General features: G+C 39.5%; 8 protein-coding genes. All 8 read right to left on the reverse strand.

From position 1 onward, the window contains the following. Positions 1-55 precede the first annotated feature (55 nt). The 8 genes from V7K67_RS11725 to V7K67_RS11760 all read right to left on the reverse strand — a co-directional run bounded on the left by V7K67_RS11725 (position 56) and on the right by V7K67_RS11760 (position 22,522). The gene (locus V7K67_RS11725) at positions 56-1,390 is read right to left on the reverse strand and encodes a cytochrome P450 (protein WP_334730505.1); all 1,335 of its coding nucleotides are present in this window, start codon (positions 1,388-1,390) and stop codon (positions 56-58) included. Positions 1,391-1,585: 195 nt separating this feature from the next. Beyond that, positions 1,586-2,965 (reverse strand): cytochrome P450, encoded by a 1,380-nt coding sequence (locus V7K67_RS11730; protein ID WP_334730506.1) that lies wholly within the window; start codon positions 2,963-2,965, stop codon positions 1,586-1,588. A 24-nt stretch (positions 2,966-2,989) separates the two neighbouring features. Then, complete coding sequence (locus tag V7K67_RS11735; protein WP_335166632.1) at positions 2,990-7,072, reverse strand: non-ribosomal peptide synthetase; 4,083 nt, start codon at positions 7,070-7,072, stop codon at positions 2,990-2,992. A 189-nt stretch (positions 7,073-7,261) separates the two neighbouring features. Then, positions 7,262-8,023: a class I SAM-dependent DNA methyltransferase gene (locus V7K67_RS11740; RefSeq protein WP_335166634.1), complete on the reverse strand. Its 762-nt coding sequence runs from the start codon at positions 8,021-8,023 to the stop codon at positions 7,262-7,264. A gap of 36 nt (positions 8,024-8,059) precedes the next feature. Beyond that, positions 8,060-12,694: a beta-ketoacyl synthase N-terminal-like domain-containing protein gene (locus V7K67_RS11745; RefSeq protein WP_335166636.1), complete on the reverse strand. Its 4,635-nt coding sequence runs from the start codon at positions 12,692-12,694 to the stop codon at positions 8,060-8,062. Positions 12,695-12,734: 40 nt separating this feature from the next. Then, positions 12,735-17,417 (reverse strand): type I polyketide synthase, encoded by a 4,683-nt coding sequence (locus V7K67_RS11750; RefSeq protein WP_335166638.1) that lies wholly within the window; start codon positions 17,415-17,417, stop codon positions 12,735-12,737. 44 nt (positions 17,418-17,461) lie between these two features. Next, positions 17,462-19,108, reverse strand: a complete 1,647-nt coding sequence (gene panP, locus V7K67_RS11755; protein WP_334730511.1) for a pyridoxal-dependent aspartate 1-decarboxylase PanP — start codon at positions 19,106-19,108, stop codon at positions 17,462-17,464. Positions 19,109-19,207: 99 nt separating this feature from the next. After that, a complete protein-coding gene (locus V7K67_RS11760) occupies positions 19,208-22,522 on the reverse strand; it encodes an amino acid adenylation domain-containing protein (protein ID WP_334730512.1) in 3,315 nt (1,104 codons plus the stop codon). Positions 22,523-22,524 lie beyond the last annotated feature (2 nt).

The following is a 22,524-nucleotide window of genomic DNA, read 5'->3' on the forward strand; positions in this document are numbered from 1 at the left end:
TTTGTGGCCTTTATGGTGAATAGATATGTAAGTAGCTGGAAAAAATATTTACTTATTAGCGTGACCCAAGCATTATCATCTTCAAGCCACTAGCAGGAGGATAGTTAACGCCCCTAGCCTTAGGTTTCTCTACTTTTTTATGTGCTAGCGCTAATTGATACCGTGAGAGAATTGTTGCTAATACCAGTTTCATTTCAAAAAGTGCTAATAACTCACCTGGACAGCGACGAGCGCCACCACCAAATGGTAGAAATTCATAGGGAGAATATTCTTTTTCTAGAAAGCGCTCTGGTCTGAATTGCTTTGGTTGTGGATATAAATCCTCTCGTTGATGAGTTAAGTATATACATCCTCTGACTAAGGTTCCTGGGTCTAATTTGTAGTCCATGACTTCAATTGGTGATTCTACAAGTCGTGGAAATGTCACAACCTGAGTTGGATAAATTCGTAGGGATTCATTACAAACAGCATTTAAGTAAGGTAATGCAATAATCTTCCCAGGTTCTAGGGATTCACCAAGACTGTCAAGTTCTTCTAATAAGCGATCGCAAACGCCAGGTGTGCTATGAATCCAGTACAAAGACCAACTTATCGCAGTGGCTGACGCATCTTGACCACCAAATAGCAATGATGGAAACAAATCTCGGATATATTCATAGGTCATTGGTTGACCCATTTCATCGCAAGCCAAGACCAGTTCTGATAATACATCGGTACGCAAAGGATTTACTTGTTGGTGGCGCTCTTCAATTTCGATGTGGAGTAGTTTGTCAAATTGCCGTTGTAAGTGAAGCCAGTATCCCCAAGGACTCCAGCGACCCAAATCCCTCTTGAGAAAAGGGTAGGACAGAGATATATCTAGCCAGCGAGACCGAGCGTAACTTATTAAATTAGAAAACAGTTGTCGAAATTGTTCGTAACGCTCTCCTTGATTTAACCCAAATAATGATGGCAAAACTACTTCTAGGGTAATCTTTTGCATAGTGGGGTAAGCAAGAAAAGATTTACCTAAAGTCAGTTGATTCATGACTTTTTCTGTAACTCTACAAATATGCTGTCCATATTCTTGTGTCTGAGTTTCGCGCATCGGCGACATCAACAACTTACGGCGATTTCTGTGACGCAACCCATCTAGTGCAAGCAACCCATTCTTGCCGACAATTGATTCTCCACCTTGATTCAACTTACCAGAAGCTGTAATCTCTTTTGCATTAGTAAAAATCTGCTTCATCCCTTCTGGGTTGCTGATTATTACTAGAGGTATTGAATCAGCCATAATAGTGAAAATGTCGCCATAGCGATCGCCCATAGCATCCATGAAGGCAAGGGGATCGGTCTCAAATTGATTGAGTAATCGGGGAGAAGTTTTTGGCCCATCAGGTAGTTTCATTGGTATTTTTCTGACAAATGTTAAATAATTGATAGTTCTTAAACTAAACCGACTACGGATAGTTTTAAGAAGTCGAAAGTAAAAAGATAATCCCCATAAATAGATTGATGGGAAATGATTAAGTCCGTTTTATTTCGTTCCATAAATAAATTTAGGCGGCTCACAACCATTTTTCTTTTTCTTTATGAGTGCCTTTTAACTTTTTACTTTTGCCTTGTTCGGTGATTGCCTTTGATTTTGACGCAGACCACGTATGACCATCTTCACACCGCTAGCTGGATAACAAATCAGACCTCCATATTTGGGACGTTCTGGGCGCTGACTAACTAGCTCTAATTCATAATGTGAAAGAATGGTTGCTAATACAAGTTTCATTTCAAATAAAGCAAAACTCCCGCCAATACAAATACGAGAACCACCACCAAATGGGAGAAATTCATAGGGAGAAAATTGTTTTTCTAAAAAGCGCTCTGGCTGAAATTCTTTTGGACTGGGATATAAATCTTCTCGCTGATGTGTGGAATAAATATTAGCAATAAGTATTGTACCGGGATTCAACTCGTAGCCCATGATCTCGACGGTCGATTCTACCAACCTGGGAAATGCAAACAACTGAGTTGGGTAAATTCGTAAAGCTTCGTTACAAACAGCATTGAGGTAGGGTAATGTGATAATGTTCATGGGGTCTGGGTTTTCACCAAGACTATCAATTTCTTCCAGCAGGCGCGATCGTATAGCAGGTAAACGGTGAATCCAGTACAAAGACCAAGCGATCGCAGTTCCGGAAGCGTCTTGAGCTGCAAATATCGGCGATAATAGAAGATCGCGCACCTCTTGATTACTTAATGGTTCACCTGTTTCATCAGCAGCAAATATCAGATCGGTAAGCATATCAGTGCGTAAATAATCTGCTTGCTGGCGGCGTTCTTGCACTTCAGTATATAGCAATTGAAAAATTTCTCGTCGGAGGTGAAGCATATATCCTTCCGGACTCCACCGACCTAAATCCCGGTTTCCTAAAGGTAGTTTGGTAATAAATTTAAAAAGTTGAGATCGCTCGGATTTGAATACAGAAACAAATAAATGCTTGAGTTTGTCATAGCGTTTACCTTCAGGTAATCCCAGCACAACCTCCATACCTATCAACAGCGTAATTTCTTCTATAATTGAGTAAGCGATAAAAGGTTTCCCAATCGCTTGTTGAGCCATAATTTTTTGCGTAAGTTCGCAGATACGTCGTCCACAGGCTTGCATTCGCGTCCCATGAAAAGCCTGCATGAGGAGCTTACGTCGATTTTTGTGAATTAAGCCATCAAGTTGCAGGATTCCTTGAGTTCCTGTGAACAGGGCAAAATCTTGGTTCAATGTACCAGATGCGGTAATTTCTCTAGTATTGGTGAAAATTTGCTTGATACCCAAAGGATTACTAACGTAAATCATCGGCGTAGAACCAAGCATTCTAGTCACCATGTCCCCATAAAGTTGGGAATTAGCATCCATATAGGCAAAGGGGTTAGCCTCGAATTGCAGAGCTAGCAACCAAGCAGGAGTTTTTGGCCCTGGGGGTAGTTTCATCAGTCTTTTTTACTCCCATTATTTTTATACAGCATTATCAATACAAACTCTCAGATATCTGGCTAATTCCTGAATATAAGGTTCTACGAAAATTGAGAAATGGTCGCCAGGAATTTCAATCACTTGTATAGGTTGCTTGGAAAATTTCTCCCAACCTAGAAATGGATCGTCGGTATTCCATTCGGGGTTTTCAAAATCATGAATTATTTCCTCATTTGCTCGAAATAAAGTCATTTTCTCAGGATAAATCTGCGGGACATAACCTCGCATAGCTTGAACATGAGCTTTAAACAGTTTGTAATGGTGAAGAAAATCGTTAATCTCCGGATCGCTAAAAATGAAATTTGCTTTTTGATTAATAAAATTAAGTTGCTGATTTAATGGTAAATCTCGAAGTTCTTCAAAAGGTACTAAAAAGTCTATATTATTATCGGTTTTTATTGATTCAGCGATCCGGAGCAAAAATTTTGCATCGTCATCGTCTGTAGATTCAATGGGTGTTTCTGATAGTATGGCATCGATGATAACTAATAAACTTACTGTTTGACCCTTCTCTTGCAACTGTTGCGCCATTTCAAAAGCAAGTACACCGCCGTAACAATGACCACCTAAAAGATAAGGACCATTTGGTTGTACTTTCCGAATTTCTTGGAGGTAACGAGTTGCAGTTTCTTCTACTGAAATAATTTCTGCTTTGTCTTGTTCTAAGGTATCTTCCAAAGCGTAAAATTGATAATCTTCACCAAGTCTTCTGGATAAGTTAAAGTAGTGACTAATACCTCCACCAGCGCCATGTATACAGAAAAAAGGTATTTTAGAACCGGAAGAGTTAATTGCTACTAGAGGAGAATTAGAACTCTGACGGGATGGCTGACTGACAATGGTTGCTAGTTTTTCAATCGTGGGGTTTTCAAAAAGAGTAGATAGGGGAAGATTATGCTCAAATCTGTCATGAATTTGAGCCATTAAGCGTACAGCTAAAAACGAGTGACCACCCAACTCGAAGAAGTTATCTGTCACCCCAATAGGGTTAGTATTTAGGAGATTTTCCCAAAGTTTTACTAATGATAATTCTGTAAAATTCCGAGGAGCAACAAATGATTGGCTAGTAGTTGGTCGGATAACTTCATCAATTGGCAGAGAATGCTTGTCTACTTTGCCATTAGGTGTAAGTGGGAGCTTATCCAGCACAACGAAAGCAGACGGTAGCATGTAATTAGGCAACTGATGCTGCAAATAGGGCAACAATTGTGTAGCTATGTCCTGTTTATTTGTGACGACATAAGCAACCAAACGCTGATTTTCTTGAGCATCATCGCTGGTAATTACAACAGATTCTTGCACATCTGGATGTTGTGCGATCGCCGCCGCAATTTCACCCAATTCTACTCGAAAACCTCTAATTTTTACTTGTTCATCCTGACGACCCAAATACTCCAGACTACCATCGTTAAGATAACGCACAAAATCGCCTGTTTTATAAAGCTTGGCTCCTGGAACAAAGGGGTTATCAATAAATCGTTCTTGAGTTAATTCTGGACGGTGTAAATAACCCTTCGCTAACCCATCACCACCAATATAAAGTTCTGCAATCACTCCTCTAGGTGCTAATTGTAAATCACGATTCAACACATAAGTTTGAGTATTGTCAATAGCACGACCGATAGGGACACTGTTTGCTTGGTCTTGTAATAAACTGGTATCGTAGTAAGTAGCGTTGGCGGAAACTTCCGAGGAGCCATAAAGGTTAATTAATTTCGCAAATGGGATTAATTCTCGGAAACTTTTAGCTAAGTTAATAGATAGTGTTTCCCCGCTAGTTATCCAAAATTTGAGCCGCGATAATTTCTTGACCAGATGACTGTAATTGTTAATCAGTAAGCGCAGTAGTGAGGGTACAAGTATAATACGGCTTACTTGATGATCAGCCAGAGTTTCTATAAATAGTTGCGGGTCTAGTATAGTTGCATTGCTGATAATTACTGTAGGAATTCCTTGAAGTAAAGGAGCAAAAATTTCCCATACAGAATCTACAAAACTCATAGCTGTTTTTTGACAACAAACTTCTCCTTGGGTAAAAGGATAGGTTTTCCATAGCCAATGTAAGCCATTGACTGTACCACGATGAGTCCCAAGAACGCCTTTAGGTGTTCCAGTTGAGCCAGAAGTGTAGATAATATAGGCGAGATTATCAGATGCAGAGATGTTAATGGGATTTTCTGAACTTTCTTGAGCAATTTCATCTTTGTGGATATCTAAGCAAACGGTTTGAGCCGAAGATAATGACAGTTTTTCTAATATCTCTTGCTTGGTAATTAACAGCGATGCTTGGGAATCAGAGAGCATAAAATTCAGGCGCTCTACAGGATAACTCGGATCGAGGGGAATGTATGCACCACCAGCTTTGAGGATAGCTAAAATTCCTGTCACTATGTCTATGGAGCGTTCCAGACATAGAGCAACCAGCGTTTCTTTTGTTACACCCTGTTTTTGTAGATAATGTGCAAGCTGATTAACTTTGTGGTTAAGTTGACGATAAGTCAGTTTCTCAGACAGGCTAATTAACGTTAAAGAGTCAGGTGTTAATTCTACTTGTTGCTCAAATAATTGATTCAAAGATGCATCTTGAGGATAATCAGTACGAGTTTGATTAAATTTAAATAATAGTTGTTCTTGCTCAGAAGCAGTTAGTAATGACAACTCACTGATGCGCTGTTCTGGATTAATAACAATATTTTCTAACAATGTCTGGAAGTTGTTGATAAATTGAGTAATTGTTATTGAATCGAAAATGTCTGTATTGTACTCCAAACATCCTGTTAACCCTTCTTGGGATTCAGATATCGACAAGAAAATATCTAGTTGAGCTGTACCACTATCAAATTCCAAGTTACGCAAGGTTAATCCAGACACTTCCTGTACAGAGGTTGGAGTATTTTGCAAGACAAACATGATTTCATAAAGTGGATTTCGGCTGAAGTCGCGTTCGGGTTGTAATTTTTCTACAAGCATCTCAAAAGGCAAATCTTGATGTGCATAAGCATCGAGAGTCACCTGACGCACTCGACATAGAAATTTACGGAAACTGGGATTACCACTGAGGTTATTACGTAACACCAAAGTATTAACAAATAAACCCAGCATCCCTTCTAATTCTGCACGGTTGCGGTTAGCAATTGGAGAACCAATTAAGATATCTTCTTGGTCTGTGTAACGATATAATAATATGTTAAATGCTGCCAGCAAACTCATAAATAAAGTTGCGTCTTCTTGCTGGCTTAATTGTCTGAGTACATCAGTCAGGGCTTTTGAGAGTGTAAAGTACTGCTTGGCACCACTGAAAGTAGTAAACTTCGGTCGCGGACGATCTGTAGGTAATTGTAGTACAGGTAACTCACCCTTGAGTTGTTGCTGCCAATAATTTAGTTGGGTTGCGAGGAATTCACCTTGGATGCGATCGCGTTGCCAAATTGCAAAATCTGCGTACTGAATAGGGAGTGCAGGTAAGGGAGAAGGCAGATTTGTTGAAAAAGCAGCATACAGCGTTGACAACTCCCGCAGGAACACATTACAAGACCATCCATCCGTAATAATGTGGTGCATAGTCACAAGCAAAACGTGTTCTTCTCCACTCAAGCGCAGTAAAGTTGCTCTGACTAGAAGCCCTTTAGCTAAATTAAAAGGTTTTTTTGCTGACTCTGCTGCAAATTGCTTAACCTCCGATTCCCAGTTATTATCAGACAAATGTTCAAGATTAATAATAGATAAATCCCAAGTTAATTGGGGTACAATTTCCTGTATTGGTTCTCCATTTATAATCTGAAAATTTGTCCGCCAAACTTCGTGACGATTGAGGATTTCATGCAAACACTGTTGCAGTACTGTAATATTCAGCCGTCCTTTGATCTCAAATGCGATGGAAATATTGTAGAAAGAACTCCCGTGATAAAGCTGGTCAACAAACCACAGTCTTTGTTGGGAGAAAGATAAGGGAATATTTTTAAATACTTGACGCTTGGGGATAATATCAGCTTGAAGATTCCCTCTCTTCCATTTTTCTAAAAGGGCTTTTTTGGCTGGTGATAAATTAAAGTCTTGTTTCTCCATTGCTGATAAATTATTAATAGTTACTAGTTCTGAGTTTTTTAGCTAAATTTGGACTTGTCGCTGAATAAAAATTTTCATCCCCAAACTCTTGACTCAGATAGCTATACCGTTATCAAAAGCTTATTAACTGACAAGTCCTATCAGCTAAAACAATTAATTTTGACTGAGCCACTAATCTCGGCAATTATACTATCGCGTCAGGGATGGTTTGCGACAAACAAAGCAATCCTCACCTGTTGGGGTAGGGTCTCCAAAATCTTTGCTATCGTAGTGATTAATTTCTATAAAGCCCACATTTTCTAAAGCCGACTGAATTTCTGATGAAAAATAAGCTTTATCTAGTACGGTACTGTCCGAACGCTTCCACATTCCATTTATCAATTCAAACGTAGTGGATTTGAGTTCCCGTATCCTTTCTTCTGGGTTATATTTGCCTTCTTCAAGGTAAACATATTTATCAGTGACATCACATATATTGAAATCTTCTAGAAGACTCTCACGCGATACACTGTCCACAGTTACTATGGTGAACACAAACAGACCATTATTATGCATTGCCGCATATACGTTTCTGAAGACAGTTGTCAATTCCTCAAGGTTGAGAATGAAGCCGAGAGTGTTTCTTGAAAAAACTGCATCATAGGTGGGTAGCGACTCAAACTTACGTATATCACTAAGAATAAATTTACTTTCAGGTGCATTTATTTGGGCGTAGTGCAATAGTTTTTCAGAACAATCAAGTCCAGTCGTTTGATAACCTCTGATATGAAACTGTTGAACTAACTGTCCATTAGCGCAACCAATGTCGAGAATATGTGATCCTTGAGAAAGGTATTTTAGCATTAATTGCTCTAAAATTAGTGCTATAGTTTCGGCTTCGGAAGCGATACCAATAGCGTTATATACCGAAGCAATAGGGTCGTGATTTGCATTATTATTGGCTAAAGACATAAGCTGTTTTTCCTATTTCTAGATAAAGATTTAAAATCAAGTATTTGGAGAATCTGATAATAAAATAGCTGCTACTTCTTCTTCGGATAATTCTTCGATTTTTTCCAAGAGAAGTTGTTCAACTATTTCTGCTTGTTTCGCTGGGATCATTGCTTCAAATAAAATGTCACGTAGTAGTAGGTCTATAGGGAATTTGGTTCGCAATCGAGAAACTAATTGAGTTGCAATCAGTGAGTCGCCTCCTAACTCATAAAAGTTGTCGTGAATACCAATTTCTGTAATTCCAAGTACCTCTTGCCATATTTCCGTAATTTGTTTTTCCAACTCATTTGTCGGAGCAACATAGGAATTACTCAGGCTAGGTCTAGAGTAGTGTGAGGATAAATTTAATTGATTAGTTGATGTTGAATTTACTAGAGAATCGAGGCTAAATGGATGATTCTTTCTGGCATTAATATCTACTTTAGAAAGAATAATCTGAGTTCCTTCTCTTAAAGAAAATACTCGTTTAAATAGTTCTACAATTTCTGTTTGGGTAATAGCTAAATTTGACCCAGATACTTGCTCAAGTGTTGTTTCTTCTTGGTTAGTATTCAGTTGTAATTTATCCCAATTTATAATATACCACGGAAAATCATTATTCTGGTTGTGTCGGTTAGCAAAGGTGTCAATGGATTGATTAGCTGCTGAATATAAGCCTAGTCCAAATCCTCCTAAAATGGAAGATAAAGAAGAAAAAATAATCCAAAAATCTAATTTGATATTTTGTAAGACTTGTTCTAATACTGTAATCTTACAAAGTTGGGAGTCTAAGAATTCTTGTAATTCTATTTTACCAATTTCTGGAATGGAACCAAATATATTTGCGCGTTTTATTCCAGTTGAATAAATGACCCCATTAATTTGTCTAATATTTTCAGATGCAAGGCTTTGAGACATTTGCTCATAATTAGTTGTATCTGCACGCATTACCAAAATTTTTGCACCTAATTTCTCTAATGCTAGCAATTGTTGAATTTTGCAACTCACGTCATCTTCTTGAGTGTGAGATTCCAGCCATTGCGAGAAATCATCTTTTTCTGGGAAGGTAGAATCCTCGATAAATATGAGTTTTGCTTGAAAAGTTTTTGCTAAATATTCTGCAAGCACAACTTCAATACTTTCTAAACCACCAGTGAATAGGTAAACACCTTGTTTTCTCAATGGTGTTTTTTCGTTAACTACTGACTCTAAGCGAACTGGTTCAAACGTTTGTACCCAACGGTAGCGATCGCGATAAGCAACTATCATGTCTGAGGATACAGAGGTCAACTCATCCAAAAGTTGGTCAATAATATTACCCTCACAATCTTCTTGTGCTTTTTCTGCGTCTCTGCGATTAGTTAAAGCAATATCAATACATCGACAAGTAATATTAGGATGCTCTTGAGGGATGACTTTACATAAACCTAATATGGCTGCTTTCTCTGGGTCTAGTTTTTCATTCCCATTCACCTCTTGGATGTTGTTCGATACGATCAAAATTTGCAAGCGATCGCTAATTTTTAGTTTACTAAGGCTCTGCATAAAAAATAGTAAACTGTTGAATTCTAAATAATTTCCTCGTTGACAATTTTCAATATGGCTTACGCTCCAGAAATAAGCAATATATTCTGGATTTTGACCTGATGATATTAATTCTTTTAGTAAGGTATTATAGTCTTCACTTATATAGGGATTAATTGTATAAATACCCTCACTTAATTTACTAAAATACTCTCCTTTTGGAACAATAATAATATTTGTAGATTGATTTGCTAACGCATCAATGACTTTTTGAGCCAGTCCCAAATCATCCACAAAAAACAGCCATTTTTCTTGTGTAGATTTTATTGGATAAGAAGATGACTTATGCAGCAAAGAGCGCTTCCATGAAGGAATATAAAACCAGTCAGCAATATCTTGTTTATGATCTAATGTGATTGATTTTGTATTTACTGAAGTGGGTGGGGATTTCGCATCAATCCAGTACCTTTGTCGTTCAAAGGGGTAAGTAGGCAAAGGCAAACGATGACGCTGTTCATGGGTATAAAATCCCGACCAATCTATTTCGACACCAGAAAGCCACAACCGACCTAATGTCTGCAACAACCAAGCAACATCCGATTGCTGTTCTTGAACATGGCGTAACGAAGTCAATACCTGTTGCTTGGCATTTCCATCCAAATGCTGTGTCGTGAATGTACTTAAAGTTCGCCCCGGTCCCATCTCCAGAAAAACACCTTCAAATTGCTGTATGAGTTGGGATATCCCATCTGAAAATCTGACAGTTTCTCGTAAATGTTGACACCAATAATTCGGATTTGCAGCTTGCTCTTTACTAATCCAACTACCAGTTACATTAGAAATAAAGCGGATACGTGGTGGATTCAGTTTGACTGTTTTTATCACCTCAAGAAATGCTGGCAATATTGGCTCCATCATCGCCGAATGAAACCCATGAGATGTATGCAACAGCCGACATTCAACTTCTTGAGAAGATAGTTGCTTTTCTAGGGCTGCAACTGCCTCCTTTGTTCCCGAAACTACACAAGAAGATGGGCTGTTAATCGCTGCGATTTGTAGAGATGTTTGATACAACCTTTGTGCAGACAGTAGCAACTGCACATCTTTTTCTGGCAGCCTAATTGCCAGCATACTCCCAGAGGGCAACTGTTGCATCAACTGTCCTCTTTTTGCCACGATTTTTAAAGCATCCTCTAGAGAAAATACATCTGCAATGGTTGCGGCGACATATTCCCCAATACTATGACCAATCATGGCTTCTGGTCGCACACCCCAAGATATGAATAACTGAGCCAGGGCGTACTCTGTAACGAATAACGCGCTTTGGGTCAGGGCTGTTTGTTGTAGTTGCAAACAAGCTGTTTCAGTATCTTCTTCTCTGGGATAAAGTCGGCAACGGATATCAATACCCAGATGGGGTTGCAAAATCACAGCGCAAGTATCTACATGTTTTTTAAACGTCGGTTCGACTTCATACAGTTCCCGACCCATGTTTGCATATTGTGACCCTTGTCCTGAAAACATCAATATGACTGGCTGTTCTCTATGCTCTTGACATACAGTAAAAATCTGTTCCTGCGCCTGTGTCGTCAAGACGTTTACAGCATCTTGAACACTCTCACACACCAAAATTCGGCGATGGTTAAAAGCTCTACGACCCACTTTTAGAGTGTGAGCAACATTAGCTAAATTTATATCTGGATGTTCTTTTAAATACGTAACCAAATTTTCAGTTGCAGTATCTAAGGCTGTGCTAGTTTTGGCTGATAATAATATTAATTGCCAAGGTCTAGAGTCATCAAAATATTTAATGTCAGGGGCTTCTTCCAGAATCAGATGGGCATTAGTTCCACCAAAACCTAAGGAACTAACTCCTGCTCTCCGGGGACTATTGTTAGCTTTCCACTCAGTAAGTTTAGTATTAACGTAGAAGGGGCTGTTGACAAAATCAATCTCAGGATTGGGAGCTTCAAAATTTATACTAGGAGGTATTTGTTTATATTTTAATGCTAGGACAGTTTTGATCAGACTTGCAACACCAGATGCTGTGTCTAGATGTCCAATATTTGGTTTTACTGAACCTACAGCGCAGAAGCCATTTCTTCGCGTAAAAGCACGAAAAGCCTTAGTGAGCGCAGCAATTTCTACTGGGTCTCCAGCACCTGTTCCAGTTCCATGAGTTTCGATATAGGAAATATCATCAGCATCTATTCCAGCATTTGCCAGAGCCTCTACAATAACTTCAGCCTGGCCATTTACACTAGGTGCTGTATAGCTAACTTTTAAAGAGCCATCATTGTTGATTGCTGAACCTTTAATAACTGCATGAATGTAATCTCTGTCTGCTATTGCATCTTTTAATCTTTTTAAAACGACTATTCCCAGTCCACTGCCGAAAATAGTACCCTGTGCTTTAGCATCAAAGGCTCGACAATGACCATCAGGAGACAAAATTCCGTCCTCTTCATATAAGTAACCTGACTTTTGTGGAACTATAATCGTCACCCCACCTGCTAAAGCAATATCACACTCTTCATCAAGTAAACTTTTGCAGGCTAAGTGTACAGCGACTAATGAAGTAGAACAGTAAGTTTGGATACCGACACTTGGTCCTTTTAAATTTAATTTATACGATATATTGGTGGTCAAAAAATCTTTGTTCAGAGTATAGTTATGGGAAATATTTATTAAATTAACGTTTTCATATATATTGTGAAAAAAGTAACTATTTGTGCTTACGCCAGCATAAACCCCAATCAAACCTTCATAGGTTTCTGGATCGTATCCAGCGTTTTCAAGAGCTTCCCAGGCACATTCTATGAATAGGCGATGTTGGGGGTCCATTACTTCAGCTTCTCTAGGGCTGCAACCAAAGAACCTAGCATCAAAATACTCAATGTCTTCTAATATAGGTGCTGCTTTAACATAATTGGATTCGTTTAAAACTTCCTCTTCAAGATTTAAATCTACTAAGTCATGATTGGAGAAAAATGAAATAGACTCAACACCATTTTGAAGATTATGCCAAAACTCATCAATATTTTTTGCCCCAGGTAAACGACCAGACATTCCCACTATTGCTATATCTATATTTGCTGTTTCTTCTTGTTTTATATTGGTATTCATAATTTCCCAATCTAGATAAATTAACTGAAGTTAACACATTTTAGTTACTTTGGATTTTCATCTGTCTTCTTTTCTGCCCTCGGCTTAGTCTTTGTTCAAAAGTATTTTCCTGAGATTCTTCAGGAGTAAAAATCTTTGCCATAGAACTGATGTTCGGACATTCATAAAGTTTGGCAACAGAAATATTTACATGAAATACCTTATTTAAGGTTGCAATCAGTTGAATACCTATCAGCGAATCACCACCAAGTTCAAAAAAATTATCATGGATTCCTATCCTTTCAATGCCAAGGATTTGTTGCCAAATTTCAAATAGCTGTTGCTCAATTTTATTTCGAGGAGCAACATAATCATTACTTAATTCAGGTCGAGGATATTTTGAGTTAGATAGACTGGCAGTTTCTAAAAATTCTAGGGATTGTATTTGTTTGGAAGAATTATAATGTTTGAGTTTATCCAAGAAGTCAGAGGTAGATATTACAACTTGAGATATTGTATTTCCCAAAGTACGTATAAAAACCTCTATACCCTCATTAGGTAATATGCCTTGTTTAAGCTCTTCTATTCGTGATTCTTGCAGGTGTTGAGGAACTCCTGTGTTTACAGCCATTCCAATTTCTTGCCAAGCATCCCAATCGATACTTGTAGTAAATGTGCCATGTTTTGAGGCATTACGGTGAGCAAAGGCATCAAGAAAAGCATTCGCTCCACAATAGTCTACTTGTCCAAAATCCCCTAAAATTGAGGTGCTTGATGATACTAAGATCAAGAAATCTAACTGAATATCTTTGACAAGTGAATCAATAACTACTGTACCTTTGACTTTCGGAGCCAGAATACTTTCTGCTTCTGCTTGAGTTTTTCGCTGAATGACACCGCCTCCAGGAACTCCAGCAGCATGGATGACACCGTTTAACTGACCAAATTGCTGTTGAGTTTGAGCAATGACACTTTGCATTTTTTCGATGTTGCTCACATCAGCACTCACCACTAAAACTTCTGCACCTAAGTCTTCGATTTCTTGAACTTTGCGAATTTTGCAGCTAGTCCTATCAGTTTCATCGTGAGTAGCAAACCATTGAGACCATTCGTCTTTTTTGGGTAAACCAGAACGTCCTAGCAATACTAGTTTTGCTTGTACAGTTCGAGCCAAGTATTTTGCCAAAACAAGTCCAATACCTCCGAGTCCACCTGTAATTAAATAGACTCCTTTTTCTCTTAGTCGAGGCTTTTCGATTTTAGCTTTATCGAAGCGTACAGGTTCAAAAGTTTGTACCCAACGATTCAAACCTCGATAAGCAATGAGTTTTTCCGAATCAGGAACTTTCAGTTCCGCCAGCAATTGTTCTACAAGTTTTTCTTCTTGCCAATTTCGTTGTTCTGCAAGTATAACATCAAGACTACGACAGTTTATATTTGAATATTCTTGAGATATGACTTTAATTGGCCCAAGTAAAGTAGCTTTCTCCGGACAAAGTACTTCATTGCCATTTACTGACTGTAGGTCGTTAGAAATAACTGTAATTTGAAAATCATCACTAGTTTCTAGTTTTCCCAAAGCTTGAGCAAGAAATAGCAGGCTGTAAAATCCTATTGCTTGAGCTTTTTCAACTTTTTCAATTTCTAATTCTTCGCCACTACTAGGTGTAACATTCCATAAATGAACAATCGTTTTTGGCAACTTATTTTGCTGATAAAGCTCCTGAAGTAAAATATCGTAGTCATAATTATTTTTTGGATTAATAGTATATTGAGACTCACTGAGTATGGTAAATTTTTCACCAACTTTTACAGTAATTACATCCTGGTTTTGCGTTTCTAATTGTTTGACCAATTTACTACCCAAGCCACACTCATCGATAAACACCAAAGTGCAAGACTTCTCAGATACTAATTCTTGATGTTCAAGTTGTAATGGTGGTAAAGAAGGCTTCCAAAAAGGGATATAAAACCAGTTGGCTATATCAGATTTTTTACCCAGTGATACTGGGGTGTGACGCTCATCTTGTCCTTGCTTGTTAGGTTCAATCCAGTACCTTTGTCGTTCAAAGGGGTAAGTAGGCAAAGGCAAACGATGACGCTGTTCATGGGTATAAAATCCCGACCAATCTATTTCGACACCAGAAAGCCACAACCGACCTAATGTCTGCAACAACCAAGCAACATCCGATTGCTGTTCTTGAACATGGCGTAACGAAGTCAATACCTGTTGCTTGGCATTTCCATCCAAATGCTGTGTCGTGAATGTACTTAAAGTTCGCCCCGGTCCCATCTCCAGAAAAACACCTTCAAATTGCTGTATGAGTTGGGATATCCCATCTGAAAATCTGACAGTTTCTCGTAAATGTTGACACCAATAATTCGGATTTGCAGCTTGCTCTTTACTAATCCAACTACCAGTTACATTAGAAATAAAGCGGATACGTGGTGGATTCAGTTTGACTGTTTTTATCACCTCAAGAAATGCTGGCAATATTGGCTCCATCATCGCCGAATGAAACCCATGAGATGTATGCAACAGCCGACATTCAACTTCTTGAGAAGATAGTTGCTTTTCTAGGGCTGCAACTGCCTCCTTTGTTCCCGAAACTACACAAGAAGATGGGCTGTTAATCGCTGCGATTTGTAGAGATGTTTGATACAACCTTTGTGCAGACAGTAGCAACTGCACATCTTTTTCTGGCAGCCTAATTGCCAGCATACTCCCAGAGGGCAACTGTTGCATCAACTGTCCTCTTTTTGCCACGATTTTTAAAGCATCCTCTAGAGAAAATACATCTGCAATGGTTGCGGCGACATATTCCCCAATACTATGACCAATCATGGCTTCTGGTCGCACACCCCAAGATATGAATAACTGAGCCAGGGCGTACTCTGTAACGAATAACGCGCTTTGGGTCAGGGCTGTTTGTTGTAGTTGCAAACAAGCTGTTTCAGTATCTTCTTCTCTGGGATAAAGTCGGCAACGGATATCAATACCCAGATGGGGTTGCAAAATCACAGCGCAAGTATCTACATGTTTTTTAAACGTCGGTTCGACTTCATACAGTTCCCGACCCATGTTTGCATATTGTGACCCTTGTCCTGAAAACATCAATATGACTGGACAGTGACCTGGCTTGTGGTGGTGACTAAAAATACGTTGTGGGTATTGGCTGTTAAGCGATTTCACTGCATCATTTGGGTCTTGGCAAATCACGATGCGGCGATAGTCAAAAGCTCGACGACCTACTTGTAGGGTGTGAGCGACATCTGGTAGGGGAATATCGGGGTTTTGCTCTAAATAATTACGCAGTTGTGCTGTTGCAGTGTCTAAAGCTGTGCTGGTTTTGGCTGAGAGTAACAACAATTGCCACGGACGGGAGTCTAGAGACGCAACTTGGCGCGTCTCTACTGGAGCTTCTTCCAAAATAACATGGGCATTAGTCCCGCCAATACCAAAAGAACTCACACCTGCTCTGCGGGGTGTTCCGTTGGTTTTCCACTCGGATAATTTGGTATTGACGTAAAAGGGGCTATTGGCAAAATCTATCTGTGGATTTGGCTCTTGAAAGTGCAAACTTGGAGGTATTTGTTTATATTTTAATGCCAGGACTGTTTTAATTAAACCTGTTACACCAGCTGCTGTATCCAAATGTCCCACATTGGTCTTTACTGAACCAATAGCACAAAAACCTTTTTTATTTGTGCTAGCACGAAAAGCCTGTGTGAGAGCCTTAATTTCAATCGGGTCTCCTAAGATGGTTCCTGTACCGTGCGTTTCTACATAAGAAATAGTCTCAGGTTCGACTCCAGCTAAAGCTAAAGCTTCTAAAATAACTTTCCTTTGACCATCAACACTAGGGGCTGTATATCCAACCTTTAAAGAGCCATCATTATTAACAGCTGAACCCTTGATTACTGCATAAATAAAATCACCATCAGCAATAGCATCCTCTAATCTTTTCAAGACTACTACACCTAAACCATTGCCACCATTAGTTCCTTTGGCTTGAGCGTCAAAAGCTCGACAATGACCATCAGGAGAATGAATTCCTCCTTGTTGATAGTGATAACCAGTTTTGTGTGGTACTCCAACGGTAACACCCCCTGCTAAAGCCATATCACTTTCACCATTTAGTAAACTTTGGCAGGCTAGGTGGACAGCAACCAATGATGTGGAACAGGCAGTCTGAACATTGATACTTGGCCCTCTTAAGTTTAATTTGTAAGAAATTTGTGTTGGGAGAAAATCCTTATCATTCCCAATAGTAAGACTGTCTTCTGATTCCATCAAATCCCGATGGAAATATAAGTTTGATAGCAGGTAGGAACTAGCAGCAACACCAGCGAAAAGACCTATTTGACCGCTATAAGTTTCCGAGTTATAGCCGGCATTTTCTAAAGCTTCCCAAACACTTTCCATAAAAAGACGGTGTTGTGGGTCTGTAACTTCAGCTTCTCTGGGAGAAAAGCCAAAAAATGAAGCATCAAATAACTCTATACCTTCTAATATACCGCTTGCTTTCACGTAATTGGGATCATTCAGTAATGCTGAATCTACCCCAGCAGATATTAGTTCCTCATCCGTGAAAAAAGAAATTGACTCTACGCCATCCCGCAGGTTTTTCCAAAAGCTATCAATTTCATTTGCTCCCGGAAAACGACCTGCCATACCAATAATAGCAATTTCGTCTTGATCATGATCATTTAAGCTATGAATAAAATTATTGGCTATATCCATAAGTCAACACCTGATTATAAATATTTTTTCTAATATCAAAATTCTCAATATGAAATGGAAATTTCTGAAGCGATCTGAATTTGGTCATTTAAAACAGCCTCAATATCTTCTTCAGTAGTTAATGGGTTAGCAATTACTGCACGCATAGCAATTACAGGAATTTCTTTGCCCAGTTTGATAGTTATTTTCGTCGTTCGTGAGATAAAAGTGCGACCGATATGACGCTGCATTTTTTGTAAGTATTCATTAAAATTATTGATAATTTTATTGTCTGTTTCTGTTAACTGTGCTTTTGCAATCACCCCTCTAAATTGCTCTGGAATATAGCGATACATTAACAGATTAGTATCAGGTTCTGCCAACAATTCAAATTCAGGCATCGCCGAAATCCGAGCAGCCATATATTGAGTTTTGCGGATTCCTTCATCAATTAAAAATTCATATCCCTTAAGCCCAATCAGCTTTAGACCAGCGTGTAAAAATAAAGCCATGCCCGGCCGAGAACCTTCTAAAGCACGTTTACCTAAATCAAAAGATCCCTTACGCATGGTATAGCTAGCCTGTTTTTCGATTGAAGAAGCTAGATAGGGGTTGCGGAAAAAAACCATACCAATACCCATTGGCAAATACAGTTGTTTATGTCCATCAATCGTGACTGAATCAGCTTTTTCTATACCAGCAAGCTTATACCGATATTGTTCAGAAAAAATCAGCGGGCCACCCCAAGCAGCATCTACGTGAAAATGAGCATTGGCTTCTTCTGCAATCTCCGCAATATCTTGAAGGGAATCAACTCCACCTGAATCTGTCGTGCCAGCAACCCCGACAATTGCGATAATTAGTAAGTTTTGGTTACGACACTCTACAACACTTTGGCGCAGTGCTTGTAAGTTAACTCGATTATTACAGTCAACAGAGATTCTCATCAAACGATGAGTACCAATGCCCATCAAATCCGCAGCTTTATCAAAAGAGTAGTGCATCAAGTCAGAGCCAATAATCACTGCTCCTTTGTAGCCATAGAAATCTAGAGCAGCTGCTAAACCTTCTTTTTCTACGCCGAGAAATCCATCTTTCGGCCCTAGTGAAGCATTTCGCGCGCACCAAAGTGCTGTGATATTCGCCACTGTTCCACCAGAAACTAAGATTCCTAGTGTACTGAGGTTGTTTTGAATATGTTGAGTGTAGAAACCATCAGAGAAATTATAAATCTGTCGATGTAACATAGCTAAAGCCTCACGTTCACAGAAGGTGAGGGCTTTAGCTGTCTCTATTTTGACGGCGTTTTGATTCATTGCCGTCATGAGTTTAGCTAAAGGGCGTACAAAACTAGGAAGTGCCGAGGTCATGTGACCAATAAATCGTGGCGAAGAAGTATGTATTGAATGAGCAACAACATTGTTGCCTATGTACTTGAGATAGCTTTCAAAGTTAGTGGGCTGAACTGGAATTTTACTATCAGAAAACTTCTCTAGTAGTGAGTCTAAATCAATGTTGGTATTAGAGTCAATATTGCTGAAGAAATCTTGATAAATATTATCAGTTATTTCATCTATTTGTTTCTCAATAGAGTTTACCTGATTGAATGAAGCAAACATTTGCATTACTTGCTCTTCTATCCCATCATGTAAGACCTGTTCCGATTCAAAAAGGTAATTTTTGTTTAGCATTTCTTGGTTGCTCGATGTCATATTGTGTTTTTTGCAATAAATTTTTATACTTCATTCTTGAAAGAAGAAGGGCATCAATCTTCTAGCGATCGCTCTTATTTCCTCAATGCCTTGTTGAGACTAAATATCTTTTTGCTTTGTTGCTGCTCGATACTCTTTTCTCACTTGTTTTCGCCGCTGTACTGAAGCCGTTCTGCTCTCTGGGTGATGAGCAAGTAGTAAAACAGATGTTTCTTCACTAGATTCCTGACTAAAATATTTAGCCAAGTGACTTATAGTCGGATATTCAAACATATCAACTAAGGTGAAATCTCGCTGAAATACTTTTTGCAACTTGCTGTGAACCTGAATTAAGAGCAATGAATGACCACCAAGTTCAAAAAAATTGTCATGGATTCCCACGTCCCCAATATTCAGTATTTCTTGCCAGATACTAGCAATAGTTTTTTCTATTTCGGTTTGGGGTGGCTGATAAGCTGCTTCTAATTTAGGCCTTGTCGTACTAGGTGCAGGCAATGCTTGGCGATCAACCTTACCATTAGGTGTAAGTGGTAGTGCATCTAGCATCACGAACGCTGACGGCATCATGTAGTTCGGCAGCTTCGCCTCTAAATGCTGCCGTAATTGGGACACAACCTGAGTATTAGACATCAAATCGACTGCTGATGTATTTGCAACTACATAGGCTACTAACTGCTCGTAATCTGACACATCTTTCCGAGAAATCACTGTTGCTTCCATAACAGATGGATGTTCGTTGATGAGTGCTTCTATTTCTCCTAGCTCAATACGGAAGCCCCTAATTTTTACTTGGTTGTCAATACGATCGCTAAATTCAATTTGACCATCGCTGCGGTAGCGTACCCGATCGCCTGTTTTGTAAAGACGAGAACCTGGGCGATCGCTAAAAGGATTTGGTATAAACTTCTCAGATGTTAACTCTGGTTGATGCAGATAGCCTCTGGCTACGCCAATTCCGCCAATGTACAACTCCCCCCAAACACCGATGGGGACTGGTTGCAAATCAGAATCTAAGACATAGGTTTGCATATTAGCGATCGCTCTGCCAATCGGCACTTCCCCTTCTACAGTTGTCAGATCGCAAACTGTAGCAACTACTGTGGTTTCTGTTGGCCCGTAGCTATTAATCAAACCTATGCTCGATTCTACTTGCTGTTGCCAAATGTTAACTTTATCTGGTGCAGCTTTTTCGCCACCAATAATAACTAGGCGCAGTGATTCTGGTAGCTTTAATGCTGATGTTGCCAGTTCTGAAGTTATCTGATGCCAAAAGGCAGTAGGTATATCTAAAACCGATATGCAATGCTGTTGGCATTTTTCATTGAAAGCTTTGATCGAAACCAACATTTCATCAGTTCGCAATACCAAAGTTGCACCGTGTAGCAAACAAGGAAAAATTTCTTCACAAGCGGCATCAAAGCTGATGGAGGCAAATTGCAAGATCCGGTCTTGTGCTTGTAGTTCGTACTCTGCGATCGCTGCTTGGACAAAGTTTACCAAAGATTGATGTTGGATGGTGACACCTTTGGGTGTGCCAGTAGAGCCTGATGTATAAATCACATAGACTAGATTTGCCGGGGTGGTTTGATTTACAGGGTTTTGTTTGATTGCTGATGATCCGGCTTGCCAATTAATATCATCATCGAAGCAGATGACTTTTGCTGTATGCGGTGGCATCTGTGCCATTCGGTACTGTTGTGTAAGTAATACTGTCAGTGGAGCATCATTTAGCAGCAGTGCCAATCGCGGCTGCGGATAGTTTGGATCAATCGGTACGTAGGCTCCCCCAGCTTTGAGGATGGCTAATAGCCCAATGATCATCTCGATTGATCGGTCTAGACAAATTCCCACTAATACTTCTGGTTTTACTCCTAAAGTTTGTAAATAATGTGCTAGTTGATTGGCTCTGGCGTTGAGTTCGTAGTAGCTCAATTGTTGGTCTTCAAACACCACTGCGATCGCATCGGGTGTGCGTTCTACTTGAGCCTCGAATAATTCATGGATGCATTGATCTTGAGAATATTCCACCTGAGTCTGATTCCACTCCACAAGTAACTGATGTCGCTCATGTTCTGTTAAGAGCGACAACTCACCAAGACGTTGCTGTGGATTGGTGGACATACTCTCTAGCAAAGTCTGCAAATGCCCTAGCATTCGGGTGATCGTGTCATTGTCGAAGCGATCGCAATCATCGCAAGTAATATTGAGCAACAACTCCTCACCTGGATTCACGCTTAGGGTTATCGGATAGTTAGTCTTTTCAAAGCTATGAAATTCCTCTATCTGCAAATTTATATCCCTCTGTCGTAAGCAAGGATCTACAGCATAGTTCTCAAAAACTACTATACTCTCGAACAGAGATACACCTTTGGGAACTTCGCTCCATTCTTGGACTTTCACTAATGGACAATACTCGTATTGACGTGCTTCAACTAGTTGATCTTTGATTTTCTGAAGCCAAGGCAAAAGAAATTCTTGGGGTGATACTTGTACTCTAATGGGTAACGTGTTGATAAACAGCCCTACCATAGACTCGGCTTTAGCTAAAGTAGGGGAACGACCAGAAGTTACTGCCCCAAAAACTACGTCTTTTTGACCACTGTAGCAGCTCAATAGCAAAGCCCAGGCTCCCTGGACTATAGTGTTCAGTGTTAACTGGTGTTGCTTTGCTACAGATTGCAATGCTGTTGTTGTGACTACAGAAAGTTTAACTTCTCGCTCGTCATAGCCATCTGTTTGAGTCAGTAATTTTCTAGCTCGTTGATTCACCGATAGCTGTGTCGGAGTGGTAAAACCTTTAAGCATCTGTCGCCAAAAAATCTCAGCCTCAGATCGGTTTTGTTGCTGTAGCCAGACAATGTAATCTCGATACGGGCGAATTGATTCTAAGTATAAGTCTTGACCATTGCTAAAAGCTTTGTAACAAGCAAGGACTTCTTTAAAAACTAAGGCAACAGACCATCCATCTAACAATAGATGATGATGACTCCAGGTAAAATTATAGGAAATGTCCGAAAGTTGAACCAGTGTTAGGCGCATCAATGGAGGCTGCTTAAGTTCAAAGCCACTGGAGCGATCGCTTTGCAAGAAAAGTTCTAACTTTTGTTGTTGTTCTTCTGGAGAGAAATGCTGCCAATTATAATCCTGCCACGGTAGGTTTACCTGTCGATGCACAATTTGTACTGGTTCTTTTAAGCCTTTCCAAACAAAGCAGGTTCGGAGAATGGAATGTCGTTCTATAGTATATTCCCATGCGCGATGGAATGCTGTAACGTTGAGCTTTCCGTGGATAGTCCAGCTAAATTGTTCAAAATAGATGCCAGATTTAGGAGCTGCAAGACTATGGAACAGAATGCCCTGCTGCATGGGCGAGAGGGGATAAAAATTTTCAATGTTTTTGTTTTTAAAACCCATAT

The organism is Nostoc sp. (assembly GCF_036917155.1).
GTDB lineage: Bacteria > Cyanobacteriota > Cyanobacteriia > Cyanobacteriales > Nostocaceae > Nostoc.

Excerpts from the sequence above, each read along its gene's own strand:
- panP (WP_334730511.1), bottom strand. The coding sequence starts at position 19,108 with ATGACATCGAGCAACCAAGAAATGCTAAACAAAAATTACCTTTTTGAA.
- V7K67_RS11745 (WP_335166636.1), bottom strand. The coding sequence starts at position 12,694 with ATGAATACCAATATAAAACAAGAAGAAACAGCAAATATAGATATAGCA.
- V7K67_RS11730 (WP_334730506.1), bottom strand. The coding sequence starts at position 2,965 with ATGAAACTACCCCCAGGGCCAAAAACTCCTGCTTGGTTGCTAGCTCTG.
- V7K67_RS11725 (WP_334730505.1), bottom strand. The coding sequence starts at position 1,390 with ATGAAACTACCTGATGGGCCAAAAACTTCTCCCCGATTACTCAATCAA.
- V7K67_RS11750 (WP_335166638.1), bottom strand. The coding sequence starts at position 17,417 with ATGGATATAGCCAATAATTTTATTCATAGCTTAAATGATCATGATCAA.
- V7K67_RS11735 (WP_335166632.1), bottom strand. The coding sequence starts at position 7,072 with ATGGAGAAACAAGACTTTAATTTATCACCAGCCAAAAAAGCCCTTTTA.
- V7K67_RS11740 (WP_335166634.1), bottom strand. The coding sequence starts at position 8,023 with ATGTCTTTAGCCAATAATAATGCAAATCACGACCCTATTGCTTCGGTA.
- V7K67_RS11760 (WP_334730512.1), bottom strand. The coding sequence starts at position 22,522 with ATGGGTTTTAAAAACAAAAACATTGAAAATTTTTATCCCCTCTCGCCC.